This window comes from Paracoccus sp. pheM1 (assembly GCF_018499825.1).
Taxonomy (GTDB): Bacteria; Pseudomonadota; Alphaproteobacteria; order Rhodobacterales; family Rhodobacteraceae; genus Paracoccus; species Paracoccus versutus.
The window spans coordinates 1431271-1453286 of record NZ_JAGXCX010000002.1; the positions used below are offsets into that span (position 1 = coordinate 1431271).

At 68.9% G+C, this 22016-nt stretch carries 20 protein-coding genes; 4 read left to right on the forward strand and 16 right to left on the reverse strand.

Features of this window, described 5'->3' with window-relative positions; genetic code table 11:
* The 3 genes from KF941_RS21155 (at position 1) to dctP (ending at position 2942) form a co-directional block, all read left to right on the forward strand.
* On the forward strand, positions 1 to 1155 hold the full coding sequence (locus KF941_RS21155; RefSeq protein WP_214274423.1) for a CoA transferase: 1155 nt from the start codon (positions 1 to 3) through the stop codon (positions 1153 to 1155).
* 17 nt (positions 1156 to 1172) lie between these two features.
* Positions 1173 to 1742 (forward strand): DUF2889 domain-containing protein, encoded by a 570-nt coding sequence (locus tag KF941_RS21160; RefSeq protein WP_214274424.1) that lies wholly within the window; start codon positions 1173 to 1175, stop codon positions 1740 to 1742.
* A gap of 165 nt (positions 1743 to 1907) precedes the next feature.
* A complete protein-coding gene (gene dctP / locus KF941_RS21165; protein WP_166436144.1) occupies positions 1908 to 2942 on the forward strand; it encodes a TRAP transporter substrate-binding protein DctP in 1035 nt (344 codons plus the stop codon).
* 78 nt (positions 2943 to 3020) lie between these two features.
* On the opposite strand, the gene KF941_RS21170 is transcribed toward dctP, so the two are convergent.
* Genes KF941_RS21170 through KF941_RS21180 form a run of 3 tightly spaced genes read right to left on the reverse strand, consistent with a single transcriptional unit; the run spans position 3021 to position 6204 of the window.
* Positions 3021 to 3803: an N-acyl homoserine lactonase family protein gene (locus tag KF941_RS21170; RefSeq protein ID WP_214274425.1), complete on the reverse strand. Its 783-nt coding sequence runs from the start codon at positions 3801 to 3803 to the stop codon at positions 3021 to 3023.
* 22 nt (positions 3804 to 3825) lie between these two features.
* The gene (locus KF941_RS21175; protein WP_036760017.1) at positions 3826 to 5010 is read right to left on the reverse strand and encodes a CoA transferase; all 1185 of its coding nucleotides are present in this window, start codon (positions 5008 to 5010) and stop codon (positions 3826 to 3828) included.
* Between the two features lie 12 nt (positions 5011 to 5022).
* Positions 5023 to 6204, reverse strand: coding sequence for an MFS transporter (locus tag KF941_RS21180; RefSeq protein WP_166443852.1), 1182 nt, complete (start codon positions 6202 to 6204; stop codon positions 5023 to 5025).
* Positions 6205 to 6454: 250 nt separating this feature from the next.
* Between KF941_RS21180 and KF941_RS21185 the strand changes: the two genes are divergently transcribed.
* A complete protein-coding gene (locus KF941_RS21185; RefSeq protein ID WP_214274426.1) occupies positions 6455 to 7942 on the forward strand; it encodes an aldehyde dehydrogenase family protein in 1488 nt (495 codons plus the stop codon).
* Positions 7943 to 8013: 71 nt separating this feature from the next.
* Here the strand turns inward: KF941_RS21185 and KF941_RS21190 are convergent, their stop codons facing one another.
* The 13 genes from KF941_RS21190 to KF941_RS21250 all read right to left on the reverse strand — a co-directional run bounded on the left by KF941_RS21190 (position 8014) and on the right by KF941_RS21250 (position 21968).
* Complete coding sequence (locus KF941_RS21190; protein ID WP_214274427.1) at positions 8014 to 9210, reverse strand: acetyl-CoA C-acetyltransferase; 1197 nt, start codon at positions 9208 to 9210, stop codon at positions 8014 to 8016.
* 61 nt (positions 9211 to 9271) lie between these two features.
* On the reverse strand, positions 9272 to 10186 hold the full coding sequence (locus KF941_RS21195; protein ID WP_036760006.1) for an SDR family NAD(P)-dependent oxidoreductase: 915 nt from the start codon (positions 10184 to 10186) through the stop codon (positions 9272 to 9274).
* Positions 10187 to 10204: 18 nt separating this feature from the next.
* The gene (locus KF941_RS21200) at positions 10205 to 11368 is read right to left on the reverse strand and encodes an acyl-CoA dehydrogenase family protein (RefSeq protein ID WP_214274428.1); all 1164 of its coding nucleotides are present in this window, start codon (positions 11366 to 11368) and stop codon (positions 10205 to 10207) included.
* Positions 11369 to 11371: 3 nt separating this feature from the next.
* Complete coding sequence (locus tag KF941_RS21205) at positions 11372 to 12424, reverse strand: acyl-CoA dehydrogenase family protein (RefSeq protein ID WP_214274429.1); 1053 nt, start codon at positions 12422 to 12424, stop codon at positions 11372 to 11374.
* Between the two features lie 14 nt (positions 12425 to 12438).
* Positions 12439 to 13308 carry a MaoC/PaaZ C-terminal domain-containing protein gene (locus KF941_RS21210; protein ID WP_036760004.1) on the reverse strand — a complete coding sequence of 290 codons (870 nt, stop codon included), beginning with the start codon at positions 13306 to 13308 and terminating at the stop codon, positions 12439 to 12441.
* On the reverse strand, positions 13305 to 14138 hold the full coding sequence (locus tag KF941_RS21215) for a MaoC family dehydratase N-terminal domain-containing protein (protein WP_116220617.1): 834 nt from the start codon (positions 14136 to 14138) through the stop codon (positions 13305 to 13307). The genes KF941_RS21210 and KF941_RS21215 overlap by 4 nt, the downstream gene beginning before the upstream one ends.
* Positions 14135 to 15019 carry a CoA ester lyase gene (locus tag KF941_RS21220; RefSeq protein ID WP_036760001.1) on the reverse strand — a complete coding sequence of 295 codons (885 nt, stop codon included), beginning with the start codon at positions 15017 to 15019 and terminating at the stop codon, positions 14135 to 14137. The genes KF941_RS21215 and KF941_RS21220 overlap by 4 nt, the downstream gene beginning before the upstream one ends.
* A 228-nt stretch (positions 15020 to 15247) precedes the next feature.
* Positions 15248 to 15955 (reverse strand): nitroreductase, encoded by a 708-nt coding sequence (locus KF941_RS21225; RefSeq protein WP_214274430.1) that lies wholly within the window; start codon positions 15953 to 15955, stop codon positions 15248 to 15250.
* Positions 15952 to 16338 carry a cupin domain-containing protein gene (locus tag KF941_RS21230; RefSeq protein ID WP_072464147.1) on the reverse strand — a complete coding sequence of 129 codons (387 nt, stop codon included), beginning with the start codon at positions 16336 to 16338 and terminating at the stop codon, positions 15952 to 15954. The genes KF941_RS21225 and KF941_RS21230 overlap by 4 nt, the downstream gene beginning before the upstream one ends.
* 12 nt (positions 16339 to 16350) lie before the next feature.
* Positions 16351 to 17742 (reverse strand): MmgE/PrpD family protein, encoded by a 1392-nt coding sequence (locus KF941_RS21235; RefSeq protein WP_214274431.1) that lies wholly within the window; start codon positions 17740 to 17742, stop codon positions 16351 to 16353.
* 7 nt (positions 17743 to 17749) lie between these two features.
* Entirely contained in the window at positions 17750 to 18550 is an 801-nt protein-coding gene (locus KF941_RS21240; RefSeq protein WP_072464145.1) for an enoyl-CoA hydratase/isomerase family protein, read from the reverse strand.
* 4 nt (positions 18551 to 18554) lie between these two features.
* Entirely contained in the window at positions 18555 to 20480 is a 1926-nt protein-coding gene (locus tag KF941_RS21245) for an AMP-binding protein (protein ID WP_214274432.1), read from the reverse strand.
* 45 nt (positions 20481 to 20525) lie between these two features.
* Positions 20526 to 21968: an MmgE/PrpD family protein gene (locus KF941_RS21250; protein WP_214274433.1), complete on the reverse strand. Its 1443-nt coding sequence runs from the start codon at positions 21966 to 21968 to the stop codon at positions 20526 to 20528.
* Positions 21969 to 22016 lie beyond the last annotated feature (48 nt).

The following is a 22016-nucleotide window of genomic DNA, read 5'->3' on the forward strand; positions in this document are numbered from 1 at the left end:
ATGAGCGACGAGCTACCCCTGAAAGGCATCGTGGTGGTGGAACTGGGCGACAGCGCCTCGGCGCCCTTCGGCGGGCAGGTGCTGGCGGCGCTTGGCGCCGAGGTCTGGAAGATCGAGCGTCCCGGCCCCGGCGATTCCTCGCGCAGCTGGGGGCCGAGCCAATGGAAGGGCAGCGGGGCCGCCTATCATTCGCTGAACCGCGGCAAGCGCTCGATCTGCCTGGACCTGAAGGATGCGGCGCAGCTCGATACGCTGCATGTGCTGATCCGCGACCATGCCGACGTGTTCCTGCACAACCTTCGGCCCGGCTCGGCCGGGCAATACCGGCTGGACCCGGAAAGCCTGCGCGCGCTGAAGCCCGATCTGGTCTGCTGCGAGGTCGGCGCCTTCGGCCATGTCGGGCCGATGAACCGCCTGCCGGGCTATGATCCCCTGATGCAGGCCTTTGCCGGCATCATGAGCCTGACCGGCGAGGAGGGGCAGGCCCCGGTCCGCGCCGGCGTCTCGATCGTGGATTTCGGCACCGGCATGTGGGCGGTGATCGGCATCCTGGCGGCGCTGTTCCGCCGGGCGCGGACCAGGCAGGGCGCGACGGTGAACAGCTCGCTTCTGGAAACCGCCATCGCCTGGATGACCGTGGGCATCGCCAATTACGCCGCGGATGGCGAGCCGGGCGGCCGCTTCGGCTCGGGCGTGGCCTTCATCGTGCCGCATCGCGCCTATCGGGCGGCGGACGGCTATCAGATCGTCAGCTGTGCCAACGACCGGCTGTTCGCCCGGCTTTGCGAGGCGCTGGACCGGCCGGAATGGGCCGGCGATCCGAAATTCGCCACCAATGCCGGCCGGCTGGCCCATCGCGACGAGATCGACCGCCTGATCGGAGAGCGGCTGGCGACGCAGAACCGTGCCCATTGGGACGACCACCTGGGCCGCTTCGGCATCGCCACCGCCCCGGTGCAGACCACCGCCGAGCTGTTCCACCACGAGCAGACCCGCGCGCTTGGCATGATCGCCAAGCCGCAGGAGGACGAGATCGAGACCGTCCAGCTGCCGCTGTCCTTCGACGGCCGGCGCCCGCCGCCGCTGCATGCCGCGCCCGAGATCGGCGACGACGACGATGCCCTGAAGCGGTTGCTGGCCGGAAAGCCGGCCTGAGCCACAGGAGGAGACCCATGCCGGACCTGCCGGAAGACGACGGCATCACCCGCGAAGAGATGCACCACCGCCGCCTGGATTTTCGCGGCTACCGGCGCAGCGACGGCCAGTTCGAGCTGCGGGCGCATCTGACCGACCGCAAGCCGGTGGATTTCACCCCGCCGGGCGATTCCCGGCCGGTGCCGGCCGGCGCGCCGGTGCATGACCTGGGCGTCATCGTGGTTTTCGACAAGGACATGGTGATCACCGAAATCGGCACCTTCATCGCCTCGCATCCCTATCGCCAATGTCCCGGCGGCGGCGATACGCTGCAGGCCATGGTCGGGGTCAGCATCGGGCGCGGCTGGAACCGGGCGATCCGCCAGCGCCTGCCCAATTGCGACACCTGCACGCATCTCAAGGAAATCCTGACGCCGCTGGCCAGCGCCGCCTATCAGACCATGACGGTCGAGCGGCTGCATCTGCTGGATGCGCGGGACCGGGACGGCAATCCGGTCAAGATCGACAGCTGCTATGCCTATGGCCGCAACCGCGACCTGGTGGCCAGCCTGTGGCCCGAACATGCGGACAAGGCCGGCAAGGAATGAGCCCGCCCGCGGGTCAGAGGTGTTTCCGATGGATGGCATCGTATTCTGCTGTGCAAAAGACGGATTCGGGCCATCCGCGGCCGGTTTCGCCCTAGAAATGGCAATCAGCCCGAACGCGCCGCGGGAATGGAAAACCGCCGCCATACCAACAGATCGGAGGAGTTGATGTTGGATCTTGCCAGAAAGGCCGCGCTTGCGGCCGCGATCCTTGCCTCGGGGGCGGTGCAGCCGGCCCTGGCGCAGGACCAGGTGACGCTGAAATTCACCCATATGTTCCCGCCGACCCATTTCGGCTGGAAAGAGGGCGGCCAGCCCTTTACCGAGATGATCACCGAGGCGACGGGCGGCGAGGTGCAGTTCCAGAACTTTCCCGCCGGCCAGCTGGGCAAGGACTATATCGGCCTGCTCGGCAGCGGATTGGCGGATATGGCGGTGCTGGTCGGCTCCTACATGCCCGACAAGCTGCCGCTGACCTCGGTTTCGGAACTGCCGGTCAAATACGGCAGCGCCTGCGAGGCGACCGGCAAGCTCTGGGCGATCGCGCAGCCCGGCGGCCCGCTCTACGAGGCGGAATACAAGCCCCAGGGCCTGCGCCCGCTGTTCGTGGCGGTTCTGCCCACCTACAAGGCCATGACCACCTCCAGGGAACTCAGGACGCTTGACGACCTCAAGGGGCTGAAGCTGCGCGCCTCGGGCGCGGCGATGGAGCAGACGGCGCGTGCGCTTGGCGCGGTGCCGGTGCAGATCCAGGCGCCCGAGGTCAATGATTCGCTGCGGCGCGGCACCATGGACGGGGCGTTCTGGCCCTATCACTCGGCCCCGCCCTATGAACTGGACACGCTGTTCAAATACGGGCTGGAAGGGCCGAGCCTCGGCTCGACCTCGGTGATCTTCGCCATCAGCGAGAAGAAATGGGAAGGGCTGTCCGACAAGGCCAAGGCCGCCTTCGAGGAGGCCGCCGCCCAGATGCAGCCGCGCTTCTGCAAATGGCTGGACCAGGACGAGGCCCGCGTCCGGCAGGAAATGATCGATCAGCACGGCTATGTCCCGGTCACGGTCTCGGCCGAGGAAGAGCCGCGCTGGCAGGAAAAGCTGGCGCCGGTCATCGACGCCTGGGCGCAGCGCATGGACGGCCAGGGCCTGTCCGGCACCGCCATCCTTCAGGCATTCCACGACGCGCAGCCCCTGGGCGTGGACTGACCGCGCCCGGCCTGCCGCCCCGCACATGAAAACCCCGGCCGATGGGCCGGGGTTTTTCCGTTCGCGCTTGGCGGGCCGTCAGTCCCAGAAGGTGCCCTGCGTCGGCAGCTGCGCGAAATCGGCCTGCTCGTGGCACAGGAACAGCGGCACCCCGCCCCGCTCGATGGCGGCGACGCGGCGGCGCGAGGCGGTGGTGTCGGACAGGCAATGGTCCCAGGGCATCGGGATGTGGTTCCGATATTGGTCGCGCTGATGCGCCACGTCGCCGCCCAGCAGGATGCGGCCCCGGTGCGGCAGGTCCAGCAGCAGGCTCTGGTGCCCCGGCGCGTGGCCCGGCGTGCGCAGCAGCCTGACCGAGCCGTCGCCGAAAAGGTCGGCGTCGCCTTTCAGCGGCAGCAGCTCGACCCGGCGCAGGCGGTCGATGTCCTTGTCGCAATAGACCGGCCGCGTCCAGGGATCGGGGCAGAAGGCATAGTTCAGCTCGGCCCGCTGCGCGACATGGACGGCATCGGGGAAATATTCCGCGCCGCCCGAGTGGTCCAGGTGCAGGTGCGAATAGACGACATGGCGCACGTCGCCTCGACCGATGCCCAGCCGTTCTAGCTGGCGGTCGACGATATGGTCGCGGCTGATGCCCTGGGTGCCGAAAGCCTCGGCCAGTCCCGGCGCCCAATAGCCCGCCTCGGGGTCCAGCACCGCGCCGTTGATGCCGGTGTCCCACAGCAGGATGCCGTGGCGTTCATGCTCGATCACGGCCACGGTTGTCACCAGATCGACATGTCCGGGCTGGAATGTCGCGATCTTTGCCTTTTCCAGCGACAGGGGCGCCACGTCCAGCGCCGTCATCCTGATCCTTGCCATGTTCCTCCTCCCTCGCTTGATTTCAGGCGATGCCTTCGGCGCGCAGGGCGTCGATTTCCGCGGCGCCCAGCCCCAGCCCCTCCAGCAGCGCCTGCGTATCGGCCCCAAGGGCGGGTGCGAGGCTGCGCGGCGCGCGGCCGGCCTCGGTCAGGATCGCGCGCGTGACCAGCGGCAGCTCCGGCGCCTCGCCCGCGCGGATCGGGTCGGTATAATCGGCCAGGCCGGGCAGGCGCAGCGTCTCGGCCGGGGTCAGGCAGGGGCAGGAGGGCAGGGAGTGCGCCGTGAGCTCCGCCTGGCACTCGGCGACGGTGCGGCCGGCGCACCATTCCTGCTGGATGGCGCTCAGCGCCTCGCCATTCTCGCCCCGCAGCGAATCCGAGGCGAAGCGCGGGTCGGAAAGCAGGTCTTCGCGCCCCATCATCCGCGCCCAGCGGGCGAACATCGGGTCGCCGATGACCTGGATCATCACCCAGCCGTCCTGGGCGCGGAACAGGTCGGAAGGCCCGGCGATCGGGCTGCGGTTGCCGATCGGGCGGCGCGAGCGATAGCCCGAGGCCTCTTCCATCAGCATCGGGTTCATCATGGTCAGCGCCGTGCCCATCAGCGAGCATTGCACATGCTGGCCCTTGCCCGTCCGCGCCCGCTCCAGCAGGGCCGAGGTGGTGGCGAAGGCGGCCGCCATGGCGGTGGCGTAATCGACATAGGACACCGCCTCGCGCGTGGGGGTGTCGCCGAAGCCGGTCAGATACATCGCCCCGCTCAGCGCCTGGCCGGTGCCGTCGAAGCCCACCCGGTCGCGATCCTCGCCATCGGGCGCGAAGGCCGAGATCGTGGTCAGGATCAGGTCGGGCTTGATCGCGCTCAGCGTGGCATGGTCCAGCCGCAGCTTCAGCAGCGCCTTTTGCGGCAGGTTGACGATCACGACATCGGCCGTCGCGACCAGCCGCTCCAGCACGGCGCGGCCCGCGGGCCTGGCATAGTCCAGCGTCAGCGACTTCTTGTTGGCGTTGACCTGCATGTAAAGCCCGCCGGCGCCGGGGATGCCGATGGGCATGACCTCGCGGTCGGTGGCGCCCTCGGGCGGCTCGATGCGGATGACCTCGGCGCCCTCGTTCGACAGAAGCTGGGCGCAGAAGGGTGCGGCGATATAGCGGCCAAGGTCGAGGACGCGGATGCCGGCAAGCGCGGGCTGGCGGGTCTGGGTCACGGGTTTCTCCTTTCAGCGCCGGGCCAGCGTCAGGGCCGAGGATGCCGCCATGCCAAGCGCAAGCGCCCAGGTCATCGCGCCCGATCCCAGCCCCGAGGCCAGAAAGCCCAGCAGCAACGGTGTGGCGGTTTGCAGGAAATTGGTGATGGCCATGCACAGGCCGATGGCCTCGTTCACCCGGCGCTCGGGGGCGGCGCCATAGATCAGCGCCAGCGCGATGGGCACGCCGATGCCGATGATGACGCCCAGCACCAGGCTCAGCACGGAAAGCGCGGCGAAGTCCCGTGCCAGCGGCAGCAGCGCATAGCCCAGGGCGCCCCCGATCAGCGCTAGCCGCGAGATGGCATTGCCGCTGAAGCGGCGGGTGATCATGCCGACGCTGAGGCGCGAAATCGCGGTGCCGATGGCAAAGGCGCCCAGCATCAGCCCCGCCGCCGCCGGCGACAGCCCGACCTCCAGCGCGTGCAGCGAGATGATGAAGGGATAGATGGTCTGGGCCGAGCTGAACACGGCGCTGATGATCAGCCATTGCCGCAGGGCGGGAATGCGCAGCAGCTCGGTCGTGGGGCCGGGCCGGTCCGTGCGGCCGGCGCTGGGGCTGCGGTCGAAGTTGTGGGGCAGGACAAAGACCAGCAGCGCCGCCAGCAGCGCCGAGGCGCCGATGCTGAACAGCGCGGCGGCCGCGCCCCAGAACTGATAGGCCAGCCCGGCGACCATGGGGCCGAGGAACTGGAAGACGGAATAGGCGACGACCAGATAGCCCAGGTTGCGCGGCCGGTCGGCGATGGCGCCGATCTCGCCCACGGCGCGGGCGGCGGCGACATGGCTGAAGACCGCGCCCGCCCCGATCAGCCCGGCCACCGCGTAAAGCACGGGGGCGGCCGGAAAGACCTCGAAAAGCAGGCTGGCCAGCAGGATCAGCCCCGATGCGCTGAGGATCGGCACCAGCGTCCCCGTCCGGTCCACCCAGCGGCCGAAGCCGACGCTGAAGATCATCGGCACCAGCGTGAACAGCGCCGCCATGATGCCCACCTGGGCGGTGCCGACATGCAGCCCCAGCGCGATCATCGGCAGCACCAGCCGGGCCGAGGCCAGGGTCGCATTGTTCAGCCCCGAGATCAGGATGGTATCGACCAGCAGCAGGCCGTCGCCGTGCCTTGCCTTGCCGTCCTGTTCGGGGGTCTGTGCTGTCACCTTGCTCTCGTCGCGGGGGTTGTTTCGGTGGATCGGCGGTGCCTTGGCGGTCGCGGTCGCCCTGGGAAAGCCCGGCGCTGTCGCCGGCAGCGCTGCCATACGACTATGCATTTAGCGCGGGCCTGCGTCTGCATCAGCACGAAACCACAAAGGTTTTCCCTATGGAGGTTGCAGGCTGCGGGAATGGCTCGGCGCCGGGCATCGACAGCCGTGCCGTGCTGGCCGATCCTTTGGCGATGGAGGGATCAAGATGACAAGCCAAAACCACGACCGGCCCGAACGGCCGGCCTTTGTGCAGGGTGCCAAGAAGCTGCTGATCGGCGGCCGCTGGGTCGATCCGGCGGGCGGAGAGCAGATCGCCGCCATCAACCCCGCGACCGGGCAGGAGATGTGCCGGATCGCCCGCGGCGACGCGCGCGACGTCGACCTGGCCGTCGCCGCCGCCCGCCGCGCCTTCGAGGGTGACTGGAGCCGTTGGACCCCGCACCAGCGCCGCAAGCTGCTGCTCAAGGTGCATGACCTGGTCCTTGATCATTTCGAGGAACTGGCGCTGATCGAGACGCTGGACATGGGCGCGCCGCTGTCGCGGATCCGCAACCTGCGGGAATGGACCTCGCAGGTGCTGCAATTCTATGCCTCGCAATGCGATGCCGGCACGGTGGCTGCGCCCAGGAACTCGCTGCCGGGGCATTTCCTGACGCTGAAGCAGATGATGCCGGTGGGGGTCGTCGGCGGCATCATCCCCTGGAACGGGCCGCTGATCGGGCTGTGGTGGATCTTTGGCCCGGCGCTGGCCACCGGCTGCACGGCGGTGCTGAAGCCGGCCGAGGACGCCTCGCTTTCGGTGCTGCGCGTGTCCGAGCTGATGCTCGAGGCCGGCGTGCCCGAGGGCGTCATCAACGTCGTCACCGGCTATGGCCACGAGGCCGGGCAGGCCCTGGCCGAGCATATGGGCGTCGACCGGCTGGCCTTTACCGGCTCGGTCGGCACTGCGCAGGCGATCACCCGCGCCTCGGCCGGCAATCTCAAGCGGTTGCAGATGGAGCTGGGCGGCAAGTCGCCCGATATCGTCTTTGCCGATGCCGACCTGGACAAGGCGGTGCCGGGCGCGGCGATGGGCGTGTTCACCAATACCGGGCAGGTCTGCGTGGCCGGCACGCGGATCTTCGTGCAGCGCAGGGTTCATGACGAATTCGTGGCGCGGCTGAAGGAGTTCACCGCGACGATCCGCGTCGGCGACGGCTGCGATCCGCAGACGCAGGTGGGGCCGCTGGTCTCGCAACGCCAGCTCGAGCGGGTGCAGCATTACATCGGCATCGGCGGCGGCGAGGCCGAGCTGGTCGCCGGCGGCCGTCGTCCGGGCGGCGAGCTGGCGGCGGGCTTCTATGTCGAGCCGACGGTCTTTGCCAATGTCCGCAACGACATGACCATCGCCCGCGAAGAGATCTTCGGCCCCGTGGCCTCGGTCATTCCCTTCGACGACATGGACGAGGCCTTGCGGCTGGCCAACGACACGCCCTACGGCCTTGCCGGCGGGGTCTGGACGCAGAACCTGGGGACGGCGCACAAGGTCGCGCAGGGCATCCGCGCCGGCACGGTCTGGGTCAATTGCTACGGCGTGCTGGACCCGGCCATCGGCTTTGGCGGCACCAAGATGAGCGGCTATGGCTGGAAGGGCGCCCGCGAGCATGTCGAGAGCTTCCTTTACCCGAAAGCCACCTACATCAACCTGGACTGACCGCGAGGGACAGGGCCATGCGAAAGGGGCGAGGCTGCGAGCCTCGCCCCTTTTCATTTCCTGCCCTTCGATCAGGCGCGTTCGAACACGGCCGCCATGCCCTGGCCGCCGCCGATGCACATGGTCTCCAGCCCATAGCGGGTGCCGCGGCGGGCCATTTCATGGACCAGCGTGGTCATGATCCGCACCCCGGTCGCGCCGATGGGATGGCCCAGCGAGATGCCCGAGCCGTTCACGTTCAGCTTGTCGCGCTCGTCCCAGTCCATGCCCTTCAGGCAGGCCAGGACTTGCGCGGCGAAGGCTTCGTTGATCTCGACCAGGCCCATGTCGGACATCTTCAGCCCGGTCTTTTGCAGCACCTTGGCGGTTGCCGGCACCGGGCCGATGCCCATGCGCGACGGGTCGCAGCCCACGGCCGACCAGCCGTTGAGAAAGGCGATGGGGGTCAGGCCCAGTTCCTCCAGCTTGTCCTCGGCCACGACCAGGCAGGCGGCGGCGGCATCGTTCTGCTGCGCGGCATTGCCGGCGGTGACGGTGCCGTCCTTCTGGATCACCCGCAGCCTGGCCAGCGATTGCGGGGTGGTGTCCGGCCGGATGCCCTCGTCGCGGTCGAAGACCAGCGGATCGCCCTTGCGCTGCGGCACCGCGACCGGCACGACCTCCTGGGCAAAGCGCCCGTCGGCCCAGGCGGCGGCGGCGCGGCGGTGGCTTTCGGCGGCAAAGGCGTCCGCCTCCTCTCGGGTGATGCCGTAGTCGCGGGCCAGGTTCTCGGCCGTCTCGATCATGCCCGAGATATAGCCGAAGCGATGCACGGGCTGCGAGCGTTCGCGGCCCCGGTCCAGCCGGTCGTAGAACTGCGTCGTGCCCGAGCGCCGGCCCCAGCGCATGTCGGTGGTGTAGAACTCGATGTTCGACATCGACTCGACGCCGCCGGCCAGCACCACGTCGCAGGCGCCCGTCTGCACCATCATCGCCGCCGTCACCAGCGCCTGCAAGCCGCCGCCGCAGCGCCGGTCGGTCTGAAGGCCCGGCACCTCGATCGGCAGGCCGGCGTCCAGCGCGATCCAGCGCCCGACGCAGGGGGTTTCCGAATTGGCATAGGACTGGGCAAAGACCACGTCCTCGATCAGCGCGGGATCGAGGCCGGTCTTTTCCAGAACCGCCTTGGTGACGGTGCCGCCCAGAACCTCGACGGGAACGGGGCGCAGCGCGCCTCCGAAACCGCCGACGGCGGTGCGAAGCGGGCTGACGATGGCGGCGCGGCGCATGGGGTTTCTCCTTGGTGGTCGGGGTTTCGGCGGACGGGCCGCGGCCCGTCCCGGCAGGGCCCTAGCAGGGATCCCAGGTAAAGACGTCCTGGCTGCGCTCCAGCGGGTAGAACGAGGAACGCAGGGCGGGGATGGCGTGGTCGCGGACGGTCTCGGCCGTCCAGTCCCCGTCGCGGTGGACCGAGCGGATCGGGCGGTTCTGGCTGAGCAGGAAGATCTCGTTCCGGCGCACCGAGAAGATCTGCCCGGTCACGTCCCCGGCATCATCCGAGCCCAGGAACACCGCCAGCGGCGCGTTCTTTTCCGGCGTCATCTTCTTGAGGTTCTCGACCCGCGCGATCTGGTCCGGGGTCTCGGTCGGGATATTGCTGGTCATCCGGCCCCAGGCGAAGGGCGCGATGCAGTTCGAGCGCACGTTGTAGCGCTTCATGTCCAGCGCGATGGTCTTCGACAGCCCGACCATGCCCAGCTTGGCGGCGGAATAGTTCGCCTGGCCCAGGTTGCCGATCAGGCCGGAGGTCGAGACCATGTGGATGAAGCTGCCGCTTTCCTGTTCGCGAAAGATCTCGGCTGCGGCGCGGCTGACGAAGAAGCTGCCGTTCAGATGCACGCCGATCACCGCCAGCCATTGCTCGGGCGTCATCTTGTGGAACATGGCGTCGCGCAGGATGCCGGCGTTGTTCACCACGATGTCGAGGCGGCCGAAACTGTCCCTGGCCTGCGCCACCATGCGCTGCGCCGCGTCCCATTCCGAGACGCTGTCGGTGTTGATGACGGCCTTGCCGCCGAAGGCCTCGATCTCGGCCTTGACCTCTTCGGCCGGGCTGGCCGAGCCGCCTTCGCCCGACAGCGACACGCCGATGTCGTTGATCACCACCGAGGCGCCGGCGCGGGCCATGGCGATGACGATGGCGCGGCCGATGCCGCCGCCGGCGCCTGTGACCAGCGCAACCTTGCCGTCCAGTATCTGGGTCATTTCCGTTGTCCTTTCGTGTCAGGGCAGGTCGAGCACGGCCTTGGCCAGGATGTTCTTCTGCACCTGGGTCGTGCCGCCATAGATCGTGGCCGCGCGGGCGTTCAGGAACTGCGTCGGCATGGCCAGGTCGTTCGACCCCATGAGCGGCGCCAGCAGCCCGCCATCCTCGGCCATCAGCTCCAGCCCGTATTCGGTGATGCGCTGGTAAAGCGCGGTCTGGTTCAGCTTGAGGAAGCTGACCTCGGGGCCCAGCCTCTCGCCCCGGCGCAGCTTGTCGGCGACGCGGCTGAAGATGGCCTGGTGGTCCTCCAGCTCCATCTGGAAGCCGGCGTAGCGGTCGACGAAGGCCGGATCGTCCAGAAGGCCGTAATGCTGGCCCAGCCGGCGCAGCTTGGCCAGCGCGCTGGCCGACTGCCGCGGGCCGCCCAGGAAGATCCGCTCGAAGCCCAGCAGGTTCTTGGCCATGGTCCAGCCCTGGTTGACCTCGCCCACGATATTGCCCTTGGGCACGCGGACGTTGTCGAAGAACACTTCCGAGAATTCGTCGTCCAGCTCCAGGTTGATGATCGGCCGGATGGTGATGCCGGGCGTGTCCAGCGGGATCAGCAGGAAGCTGATGCCCTCCTGCTTCTTGCCGGTCTTGTCGGTCCTGACCAGGCAAAAGATCCAGTCGGCATCGCCGGCCAGCGTGGTCCAGATCTTCTGCCCGTTCACCACCCATTCGTCGCCGTCCAGCACCGCCTCGGTGCGCAGGTTGGCCAGGTCAGAGCCGGCGTTGGGTTCGGAATAGCCCTGGCACCAGATATGTTCGCCCGACAGGATCCTGGGCAGGAAATGCGCCTTCTGCTCTTCCGAGCCGTAGTTGATCAGCAGGGGCCCCAGCAGCATCATGCCGTGGTCGGGGGTGCGGGCGGCGCCGAATTTCTCGAATTCCTCGACATAGATCAGCTGCTTGCCGGGGTTCAGCCCCATGCCGCCATGGTCGCGCGGCCAGTTCGGCGCCAGCCAGCCGGCGGCCGACAGGATCATGTACCAGGGCTCGGCATCGTCCCAATGCAGCCGCTTGGCCGGGTGGCGCAGATGGGGCGGGTGGTTCTGGGCCAGGAAGCGGCGGACCAGGGCGCGGAAATCCTCGTCCGGCAGCGCGTTGTAATCGTCCAGCTTGAACGCATCATAGGCCATGGCTCATGCCTCCTGCGTGACGGGTTTCAGACGGGCGAAGCGGGCGCGGTGCTGGGACGGCCCGCCAAAGCGCGCCGCCTCGACCATGGCCTTGCGCAGATACAGGCCGATGTCGTGTTCGTCGGTAAAGCCGATGCCGCCATGCAGCTGGATGCAGTCGCGCGTCACCTTCATCGCCGAGGCCGAGGCCCGCGCCTTGGCGCGCGAGATCGCCGCCTGGGCGGCGGGCGTCGGCCCTTCGCGGTCCCATTGCAGCGCCGCCTGCTCGATGCTGGCGCGGCTGACCTCGATCTCCAGCCGGGCGTCCACGGCCATGTGCTGCAGGATCTGGAACTGGCCGATGGTCTTGCCGAACTGCACCCGCTGCTTGAGATAGGCGACGGTCATGTCCAGCGCGCCCTCCATCAGCCCCAGCAGATAGGCGGCGGTCGCCAGCGCCGCCTCGGCCAGCGCCGGGCGGGGGTCGGCGGCGATCACGGCGCAGGGCGCATCCTCGAAGCGGATGGCGGCGACATGGCCGCCGTCCTGCGTCTCGTCGGTGGTGGCGGTCACGCCGGGCGCATCGGCGGCGACCAGCGCCGATTGCGTGGCGCCGACGATCAGGAAGGCATCCGCCCCCGCCGCCATCGGCACATGGATCCGGCTCGCCGTGACCTTGCCGTCGCGGATCGCGGGATCGCCCGCGGGCTCCAGCGTGCCGCGCGCCTCGGCCCAGGCCGGGATCACCAGCCGCGCGCCGTCCAGATGCGCCTCCAACGCCGCGCCGTGGAGCAGGGCCGAGGCCAGCACCGCCGGGATCAGCGGCTCGGGCAGCAGGGCACGGCCGGCCTCTTCGGCCAGCGCGGCATAGGGCAGCAGGCCCAGGCCGACGCCGCCCCTGTCCTCGGGCAGGCGCAGGGCGGGCCAGCCAAGGGCGCAGATTTCCGACCAGACCGCGCGGTCGAAGCCGGGCGAGCTGTAGCGCAGCTTGCGGATGCGGGTCAGGTCCTGGCCGGTGATGCCGCGCGCGCTGTCGCGGATCATTTCCATCGACGAAAGAACGTCCTCGGGGATCATGTTCGGCTCCGGGTTCATGGTTCGGGGGCGGGATCGAAGCGGGCAAGGCCGCCGTCGATCACCACGGCGTCGCGGGCGGGGACCAGGGCGCGGAAGCGGCCGTCGGCCCAGATCTCGCTGCGGATCGTCTCGCCCGGATAGACCGGCTTGGCAAAGCGCAGCCGCACCGCGCGCATGGTCTCGGCGCGATAGCCGCCAAGCGCCCGCAGCAGCGCGTGGCAGACCACGCCCATGGTGCAAAGCCCATGCAGGATCGGCCGCTCGAACCCCAGCTTGCGGGCCAGTTCTGGGTCGCTGTGCAGCGGGTTCAGGTCGCCGTTCAGCCGATAGATCAGCGCCTGCGCGTCGGCGGTTTCCAGGTCGACGACATGATCCGGCGCGGTCTGGGGCTCGGGCAGGCGCGGCACGGGGTTTCGCGGCTCCGAGGGCCCGCCGAAGCCGCCGCCGCCACGGATGAAGGTGGTGCGGTTCAGCCGGGCGAAGCGGCGGCCCTCGCCGTCGGAAAGCTCGGTCTCGGCCAGGATCAGCGCCGGCTTGCCCGCGCCCTTGTCGATGACCTCGGTGATGCGGGTGCGGCTTTCGACCGTGCCCTTGCCGGGGATCGGGCCGAGGATCTCGATGGCCTGGTCGGCATGCAGCACGCCCTTGGGGTCGACGCCCGAATCCGGGTGGCCGAGATAGAAGCCGGGATGCGCCATCACCAGCACCATGGCCGGCATCACCTGCGGCCCTTGCAGCGGATCGACGTAAGGCAGCTGCCGCGCGTCCAGCGCATCGCGCCCCATGCCGATCGACAGCGCATAAAGCGCGATGTCGCGTGGCGTCAGCTCCTGCCGCACCACGGGGATCTCCAGCCGCATCAGCTTGTCCAGGTCGATGCTCATGCCGTCACCCTGGCGCTCATGCCGGTATAGCCGCCGGGGCCCTCGGCCCAGAGATCGTGGCCCTCGGCCGTGACGCGGCCGCAGACCTGCATCCGGCCGCCGGCGAACAGCGGCGCCTGGCCGCGAAAGCTGAAGCTGCGGGGTGGCTTGCCGATGTGGCGGACAAAGCCCTCCATCAGCAGGGTGGCGGTCAGGGGGCCGTGGACCACCAGGCCGGGATAGCCTTCCTCGCCCGTGGCATAGGGCAGGTCGTAATGGATGCGATGCGCGTTGAAGGTCAGCGCCGAATAGCGAAACAGCAGCACCGGGTCGGGGTCCAGCGGGTCGCGCCAGTCGGCGGGCGCGACCTCCGCCACCGCCGCCGGCTGGGCGCTGGTCGAGGGTTCGCGATAGACGATGTCCTGTTCCTCCTCGATGGCAAGGCCGGCGCCGGTGGCCAGGCTGTGCCTGACCGTCAGGAAGACCAGCGCGCCCTGGCGGCCGGATTTCTCGGTCACGGACAGGATCTCGCTGGTGCGGCTCACCTCCTCGCCGACATGGAGCGGTGCGTGAAAGGTCAGCCTGCCCCCCGCCCACATCCGCCGCGGCAGCGGCACCGGCGGCAGGAAGCCGCCGCGCCGGGGGTGCCCGTCCGGGCCGATCTGCGACTGCGGCGCCTCGGGGGTGAAGAACGTCCAGTGCCAGAGCGGCGGCAGCGCCTCGCCCCTGGCCGGGGCGGGGCGGTCCAGCAGCGCCGCCATGCGCCGGACATGGGCGGGCGCGATCACGTCGCGGCTTTCCTCGGTCCGGCCAATCCAGGTTTGCAGATGGGCGATGTCGATGCCGGTCATGCCGTGCCCTCCGAAAGCGCGGCCATCTGCACATAGCGATGCGCCAGCCGCAGATGGGCGATGTCCACCATCTTGCCGTCCACCACGGCGACGCCGTTCGCGGCGCCTTCCAGCGCCGCGATCACCGCGCGGCCCCATTCCACCCGCTCGGGCGCCGGGCGCAGCGTGGCGTGGACGGTGGCGATCTGCGCCGGATGGATGCAGAGCTTGCCGGCGAAACCCAGCGCCAGCGCCTCGCGCGTCTCCAGCTCCAGCCCCGAGGCCGCGCGCGGATCGGGAAAGGGCGTGTCGATGGCGCGCACGCCCGCGGCCGCCGCCGCGATGGCGACCTGCCGGCGGGCATGGGCCAGCAGCGGGTTCATCTGCCCGCTCGCACGCGCCATCACCCCCAGATCCGAGGCCAGATCCTCGCCCGCAAAGCACAGCGCGGCCAGCCGCGGCGTCGCCGCGCGGTAATCCATGTCGAGCAGCGCCAGCGCCGATTCCGTGACCAGCGGCAGGATGGCGATGCGGCCGGCGGGGCGGTCGAAACCGGCCTCCAGCGCGTCGATGCGGTCGGAAAGCTGCGCCAGGTCCGGCCGGCCGCCGCATTTGGGCAGCATGATCGCATCGGCGCCGCCGCGCACCGCCATGGCCAGATCGGCCAGGTGCCAGGCGGTGTCGGCCGCGTTCACCCGCACCGCGACCGGCAGAGCGCGCGGCGCCGCCAGCGCCTCGGCCACCAGCGCCCGCGCCTCGGCCTTGGCCGCGGGATCGACCGAATCCTCGAGGTCCAGGATCACCGCATCCGCGCCCGAAGCCATCGCCTTGCCCATCCGGTCGGCGTTCGAGCCGGGGCAGAACAGCAGGCTGCGAAGCGGCAGGGTATGAATGTCAGCCATAAGATTTTCCGTTGGGTCGCTGGTCGGCAAGCAGGTTGTTTCCGTTGGCGCCGGCGGGACGGAGAGCAACCGCCAGGCCGGGCTTTTCCCATGTGTTCTCATGGAGAGCGGGGAAATTCCATAGAATCAAACAAGGCAAAACCTGTTGGTATATATAGGCAAAGCCTATATCATCGCGGGTGGTGAACCTGCCCTTTCGCCGTGGCGGGGCAGGCCATCCGCGACCGCTCAGGCGAAGCGGAACAGCGCCTCGGGCTCGATCCGGGTCGAGCGGAAGCGGTTCGCCGCATCCTCGGGCAGCGCGTATCCGAACGAGATGCCGCAGACGAAATCGCGGTCCTCGGGCAGGTCGAAGACCGCGCGGATCACCCGCGCGTGCTGGGCCAGCGCCGCCTGCGCCACGGTCGCCACCCCCTCGGCCTGCGCGGCAAGCAGGAAGGACGAGACGAAGGCGCCGATGTCCAGCACGCCATAGGGGCCAAGCGCGCGGGGCACCGAAAGCAGCGCCACATGCGGCGCGCCGAAGAAGCGGAAATTCTTCAGGTGATGCGCGTGGCGGTCGCCGCGATCCTCGCGCGCGATGCCGAGCGCGGCGTAAAGCCCGAAGCCGACCTCGCGGCGGCGGGCCATGTTCGGCGCGGGATAGCTTTCGGGATAGGGGATGTCCGAGGCGATCTCGGGATGCGCCTCGGCCTCGGCCAGCAGCGCCGCGGAAAGCCGCGCCGTCGTCTCGGGCCGGGTGACGATCAACTCGTCCCAAGGCTGCACGTTCGACCACGAGGCCGCCCAGCGGGCGGTATCGACGATGCGCCGGATGGTTTCCTCGGGCACCGGATCGGGGCGAAAGGCGCGGCAGCTGTATCGCGCCCGCATCAGGCGTCGCAGCACATCGGCATCGCTTTCCTCGCCCGCGGGGATGTCTTCGATCTGTCTCATGCCAGGCCCTCCGGCGCCTTGGGGTCAAGGTAATCCGCCAGTCCCAGGGCGCGTTCTGCGAAATATTGCGTCTCGATCATCAGGCAGCCGGTGGCCGAGCGGATCGGCCCGTGCGGCGTGCCCGGCGGGCGGATGACATAGGCGGGCGCCTTCAGCGTCACGCCGGTTTCCTTTTGCGTCACCTCGCCCTCGACCAGCAGCGCTTCCTCCCAATAGGGGTGGGTGAAGGCGGCGAAGGTCTCGCCGCCGGGCAGGATGCGGACATAGCGGGTGCGAAAGCCCTGGCCTGCGGCCTCGTCCAGCGCGCCGCTGAGCGGTTTCACGGCGATCCCCGCGGTTTCGGGGACAGGTTGCCAGCCGGTGGTCAGGTCGACGGGGAACATCGCAGCCTCCGTTCAGCGGATCAGCAGGGCGACCAGGTCGGCCGCCGGCAGCGCCGGATCGCCGGCCTTGATCGTCGCCAGCAGCCGCGCCGACTGCTCGGCACCCAGGGCCGAGCGGGTCAGGTCGTCGAACTTGGCATCCAGGTCGGCCTGCGAGACCGGGTTTTCCGTCGTGCCCAGCGGGTCGAGGATGAACAGCCTTTCCTCGGCCCCGTCGGCCATGCGCGCGGTGATGTCGCCGACCCATTTGCCGGGATGGGCGCGGTCGAGTTCCGGCTTGACGGTGATCTTCACCCGCTGCGCCATCCGGGCGACCTCGCTGCCTTCGGAAAGGTCCAGCGCGCCCTGCATATAGGCGGAATGCGTCTCGTAGCCGTTGCCCTTGCCCAGAAGCGACAGGGCGAACTGGAAGGGCAGGGAGTATTGCAGATGCTCGATGGTCTTGGGCGCATAGGCATTGGCGTTGGCGTTGCCGACGATGATGTTGCCGCCGGTCTGGATGCCCAGCTCGATCGCCTCGATCCGGTCGGCGCGGTTGGCCAGCTGGCGGGCGCCGTCGATATAGGCGTGGTTGATGCCGCAGCAGCAATAGGGCTTGATCCAGACTTTCGCGATCTCGAAGCCCTGGTCCTTGTCGAAGCGGGCGGCCTGGTCGGCGGGGATGTCCTTTTGCACGAAGGTGCGGAAGAACCCCTTGGCGCCCGACAGGAAGGTGGTCGGCCCGGTCAGCCCGGCCTCGGCCATTTCCGCGGCGCGGATGCCGTTGCGGGTGCCGATGCCGGCATGGACGCGCTTGATCGACCCGCCCGAGGAGGTGTATTCCGTCGTCCCCGAGGCATGCGACAGCGCGATGGACAGCGCATGGGCGGTGCGCTCCAGGTCGAAGCCGCGCATCCGGGCGACCACGGCGGCGGCGCCGAAATTCGACAGGATCGCATGCGGGTGCCAGCCCCGTTCCAGCAGCTGCGGCGCGGCCAGGTTGCCGATGCGGGTATAGACCTCGTAGCCGGCGACGATGCCCTCGATCACCTGCGCCATGGTCGCGCCGATTTCCTCGCCCACCGCCAGCGCGGCGGGGACCACGCAGCTGCCGGGATGGCTGGAGCTGGCGCGATGCGCGTCGTCATATTCGAAGCCGTGGCCATAGCTGCCGTTGACGAAGGCGGCGTCGCCCGCGCTCATCCGCTCGCCCGAGGCGGCGACGCGGGCCTTGCCGGGCACGTGGCTGCGCTTGGCCAGCGCCAGCAGCGCCTGGCTCCATGGCAGGCTGGCGCTGCCGACCTGCAGGGCCAGCTGGTCCTGCATCAGCCGGCGCGCGCCTTCCAGCGCCTCGCGCGGCAGCGCATCGTGGCGCAGGTCGGTGACAAGGCGGGCGACGGCTTCTTCCAGCGAGGGCAGGGTCATGGCTTCCTCACTTGTTGCCGAAATCCGGCGTGCGTTTTTCCAGATGCGAGGCCAGCCCTTCCCTGGCCTCCGGCCCGCCGAAGCCCAGCAGTTCCAGCGCCAGCGAGGCGTCGAAGGCGGGGCCGGCGGCGCGCATCCAGTTGTTGAGCGAATGCTTGGTCCAGCGGATTGCGGTCGGCGCGCCCTCGGCCAGCCGGATCGCGGCATTCATCGCCCGCTCGGCCAGTTCCTCGGGCTCGACGGCCAGCGAGACGAGGCCGATGCGCTCGGCCTCTTCGCCCGTCATCGGCTCGCACAGCATTAGGTAGTATTTCGCCTTGGCGATGCCGCAAAGCAGCGGCCAGATGATCGCGGCATGATCGCCCGCCGCCACGCCGAGCCGGGTGTGGCCGTCGACGATCTTGGCCTTCTTCGAGGCGATGGAGATGTCGGCCAGCAGCGCCGCCACCAGCCCGGCGCCCACCGCCGGGCCCTGGATGGCCGAGACGATGGGCTTTTCGCAATCCAGGATATTGTGGACCAGCTCCCGCGCCTCGTGCCACATGCGCACGCGGGCGCCGAAATCGTCGATCAGCTCCTGCACCAGGGTGAAGTCGCCGCCGGCGGAAAACGCCCGCCCCTCGGCGCAAAGCAGGACCGAGCGGACGGCGTCGTCCTTGTGGATCTGCTTCCAGACATCGGCGATCTCCTGGTGGCCGGCCTTGTCCAGCGTGTTCAGGCTGTCGGGCCGGTTCAGCGTCAGCCGCAGCACGCCTGGATGCGGCATGTCGGCGCGAAAGGCGGTGTAATGCGAATAGGCGTCCATCATTTCCTCACTTGCCAAGTGCCGCGATCTCGTCCAGCGCCGCCGGGTTGTCGAGCGAGGACAGGTCGCCCAGCTTTTCCCCCGCATAGGCCTGTCGGATCAGCCGCCGCATGATCTTGCCCGAGCGCGTCTTGGGCAGTTGCGTCACCAGGTGAACCTTGCCCGGCTTGAAGGGTTTGCCAAGCCGGTCGCCCACCGCATTCGCCACGCGCTTGGCCAGGTCGTCGCGATCCCCGGCAAAGCCCGGCATCGGCAGGACGAAGACCACCAGCTTCTGGCCCTTGACCGGGTCGCTGACGCCGACCGCCGCCGCCTCGCTGATCTCCTCCATCTCCAGCACGACCTCCTCGACCTCGGCCGGGCCCAGGCGCTTGCCTGCGACCTTCAGCGTGTCGTCCGAGCGGCCCATGACCACGAAGCTGCCGTCGGGCGATTTCACCGCCAGGTCGCCATGCACCCATGATCCGGGGATCGTGGACCAGTAGCTGTCGATATAGCGCGCGTCGTCCTGCCAGAAGCTGGCCGTCATGCCGATGAAGGGGGCGCGGATCACCACCTCGCCGACCTCGCCCAGGACAGGGTTGCCCTGCGGGTCGGTCACGGTCACGTCGATGCCCGGCGACGCGGTGTTGAAGCCGCCCGCCGCGATGGGCTTGACCTGCACCGAGGACAGCAGCGCCCCCGAAACCTCGGTGCCGCCGGTATAGTTGATCACCGGGCTGCCGTTCGCCCCGAAGCGGTTCTGGTACCAGGCGAAATGTTCGGCGTCGATGACCTCGCCCGCGGTGATCAGCAGTTGCAGGCTGGAGCGGTCGTGCTTCAGCGCCAGCGCCTCGTTGGCGGCAAAGCCGCGGATCAGCGTGGGGGCCGAGCCGTAATGGGTGATCTTGTGATCCTCGATCAGCTTGCCCATGCGCGACCAGTCGGGAAAGTCCGGCGCGCCGGCGTAAAGCACCAGCGTCGCCCCGCGCAGAAGCGCCGTGGACAGCACCAGCGTGCCGGCGATCCAGCCCATGTCGGCCGGCCAGCAGAACACGTCGCCCGGCCCGACGTTGAAATGCACCGCCGAGTCATGCGCGATGCGCAGCGGAAAGCCGCCATGGGTATGCACCGGCCCCTTGGGCTTGCCGGTGGTGCCCGAGGTATAGATCACCATGAACGGGTCCATCGGCCCCATGCTTTCGGCGGGGCGGTGGTCGTCGTCGGCTTCCGCCACCTGGTTCCAGGTCAGGTCGCCTTGGGGAATCGCCACGCCAGGCGCGTCCTTCCAGATGATCGTCTCGACCGAGGGCAGGTGCTTGCGCGCCTCCTGCATCACCGCCTGCATGTCGACATATCTGCCCCGGCGCGCAAAGCCGGTGGTGGCGATCACCGCCCTGGCCGCGCTGGGTTCCAGCCGCGAGATCACCGCCTCATGCCCGAAACCGGAGAACAGCGGCACCATGATCGCGCCGATATAGGGGATGGCCAGCGCGGAAACCGTCGCCTCGATGCCGTTGTCCAGCAGCAGCCCGACCCGGTCGCCGCGCCCGATGCCCTGCTGGCGCAGGCCATGGGCAAAGCGACGCACCATGACGGCCAGTTCGGCAAAGGTGATCCGGCGCACCGTCCCGTCCTCGGCCTCGTCGATGACGGCGATGCGGTCGGGCGCGGTCCCGGCATGGGCCAGCACGGTATTGACCCAGTTCAGCCGCGCCCCCGGCCACCATTGCGGGAACTCCTTGCCGCGCGAGAGGTCCACATAGCCCTCGGGCGCCTTGTCCCATTCGATGCCCAGGAAATCCGCGGCCGCCTGCCAGTAGGCCTCGGGCTTTTCAACGGACAGGGCCAGCAGCGCATCGTAATCCGCGACCCCCAGCCTTTCGGCCAGCTTCAGCACATGGGCGCTGTCGAGATGCTTCTGCTGCGGAGTCCAGGCTTCTGGGGCTGTCATCTTGATTTCCTCCGGGTTCGCGGCGATCCGGGCGCCGGCTGTGGTTCAGTTGCGAGGGGCCGGGCCCTGCGCGTCGGGCGCGGTCAGGCGCATGACGCGGCCAAGGTCGTCCAGCCGGGGCAGGTCCATGACCAGTTCCACGATGGCCTCGGCATTGCCGCGCGGCAGGATGCCGTCCACGTTGTTCAGGAACTTGGCGATCAGCTCGTCATTGGTCATGTGACTGGCCGGGTCGGGCGATTTCGTGCCCTTGGGATAGCGCCGCTCGCCGGCATAGGTCCGGCCGCGCGCCCGGATCTCCAGCTTGGCGGGGCGGCTCGCGGCATTGCCGGTCAAGAGCTTGACGTAATCGGGATGCACCTCATGCGTCACCTTGTCCATCAGCCCCATGACCGAGTCGCCGAAGACCAGCTCCGGGTCCATCCAGGCCCGGCCCGGCGGCACGCGATGGGCGCCGACGGCGATGCCATGGGCGATGGAAAACTGCGCGTCATGCGGCAGCAGGATCTCGCGGTTCAGCCAGACCGGCTGCTCGACCATGCCCTCGACATAGACCTTGATGCCCTCGATCTCCTCGACGGCGATCTGGTGCCGGTCCAGCAGATCCTGCATCTCGTCGATCAGCGCGTGCAGGATGCGGCAATGCGGATAGGGCTTGAACGCCGACAGGTCCACGAACCGCCATTCCCGGCCCAGGTCCGCCACCATCCGGTCGGCAAACCAGCGCCGCGTGCCGATGAAGCGGCGATAGCCGAATTCCTCGTCGTCGAGGATCTGGATGTCGCCGCGATGGCCCAGCTCGGCGGCATAGGCGGCGGTAAAGGCCGATTGCGTCAGGACGCCGGCATGCAGGTATTTGATGGTCGAGCTGGGCGCGTGCTGGAACCAGGCCGTCTGCGCATTGACCGGAGAGACCGAGCCCGCGATCCCCAGCCCGTTCGCCGTCACCTCGGCCGAATGGCCGCGCAGCATCGAGATGGCGGCCGCGGCGCCGAAGATGGTCTCGGCATAGCCGAAGACCGGCGGCGGGTCGACCTTGCCGTCCCTGGTGTCGCGCAGATAGTCCATGCCCATGCCGATGCGGCAAGAGATCTCGTGGCCGACGGCGATGGCCAGGGCGACCGCCTTGCCGTCCCTGACCATGGTTTCGCCAAGCGCCATGATGCCGGGCAGCACATAGGGGGTGACATGGCCGGGCGGCATGATCGCGTCCATGTCCAGCGTGTTGATCAGCTCGCCATTGGCGAAGGCGGCGCCGAAGGCCGAGACCTTGTCGCCGGTGCCCATGATCGTCGCATCGCCCTGGCCGCCGCCGATCAGCTTGCCGTAGGCGATCCCGGCGCGGCCCTTCAGCTCGCCGATGCCGGCGACGGCGACGCCGATGGAATCGAGCAGGATGCGCGCCGTTTCCCCGATGGCCTCGGCCGGCAGATCCTCGATCCGGGTGCCGGACGCCAAGTCGGCGAATTTCTGGATCATCGTGGTCATCTTGCAGCTTCCTCCCTGGCGGCCGGTTCTCCTGCCGGCGACTATCGC

Excerpts from the sequence above, each read along its gene's own strand:
- KF941_RS21235 (WP_214274431.1), bottom strand. The coding sequence starts at position 17,742 with ATGACCCTGCCCTCGCTGGAAGAAGCCGTCGCCCGCCTTGTCACCGAC.
- KF941_RS21160 (WP_214274424.1), top strand. The coding sequence starts at position 1,173 with ATGCCGGACCTGCCGGAAGACGACGGCATCACCCGCGAAGAGATGCAC.
- KF941_RS21195 (WP_036760006.1), bottom strand. The coding sequence starts at position 10,186 with ATGACCCAGATACTGGACGGCAAGGTTGCGCTGGTCACAGGCGCCGGC.
- KF941_RS21215 (WP_116220617.1), bottom strand. The coding sequence starts at position 14,138 with ATGACCGGCATCGACATCGCCCATCTGCAAACCTGGATTGGCCGGACC.
- KF941_RS21185 (WP_214274426.1), top strand. The coding sequence starts at position 6,455 with ATGACAAGCCAAAACCACGACCGGCCCGAACGGCCGGCCTTTGTGCAG.
- KF941_RS21230 (WP_072464147.1), bottom strand. The coding sequence starts at position 16,338 with ATGTTCCCCGTCGACCTGACCACCGGCTGGCAACCTGTCCCCGAAACC.
- KF941_RS21210 (WP_036760004.1), bottom strand. The coding sequence starts at position 13,308 with ATGAGCATCGACCTGGACAAGCTGATGCGGCTGGAGATCCCCGTGGTG.
- KF941_RS21240 (WP_072464145.1), bottom strand. The coding sequence starts at position 18,550 with ATGATGGACGCCTATTCGCATTACACCGCCTTTCGCGCCGACATGCCG.
- dctP (WP_166436144.1), top strand. The coding sequence starts at position 1,908 with ATGTTGGATCTTGCCAGAAAGGCCGCGCTTGCGGCCGCGATCCTTGCC.
- KF941_RS21250 (WP_214274433.1), bottom strand. The coding sequence starts at position 21,968 with ATGACCACGATGATCCAGAAATTCGCCGACTTGGCGTCCGGCACCCGG.
- KF941_RS21220 (WP_036760001.1), bottom strand. The coding sequence starts at position 15,019 with ATGGCTGACATTCATACCCTGCCGCTTCGCAGCCTGCTGTTCTGCCCC.
- KF941_RS21190 (WP_214274427.1), bottom strand. The coding sequence starts at position 9,210 with ATGCGCCGCGCCGCCATCGTCAGCCCGCTTCGCACCGCCGTCGGCGGT.
- KF941_RS21245 (WP_214274432.1), bottom strand. The coding sequence starts at position 20,480 with ATGACAGCCCCAGAAGCCTGGACTCCGCAGCAGAAGCATCTCGACAGC.
- KF941_RS21200 (WP_214274428.1), bottom strand. The coding sequence starts at position 11,368 with ATGGCCTATGATGCGTTCAAGCTGGACGATTACAACGCGCTGCCGGAC.
- KF941_RS21205 (WP_214274429.1), bottom strand. The coding sequence starts at position 12,424 with ATGATCCCCGAGGACGTTCTTTCGTCGATGGAAATGATCCGCGACAGC.
- KF941_RS21170 (WP_214274425.1), bottom strand. The coding sequence starts at position 3,803 with ATGGCAAGGATCAGGATGACGGCGCTGGACGTGGCGCCCCTGTCGCTG.
- KF941_RS21155 (WP_214274423.1), top strand. The coding sequence starts at position 1 with ATGAGCGACGAGCTACCCCTGAAAGGCATCGTGGTGGTGGAACTGGGC.
- KF941_RS21225 (WP_214274430.1), bottom strand. The coding sequence starts at position 15,955 with ATGAGACAGATCGAAGACATCCCCGCGGGCGAGGAAAGCGATGCCGAT.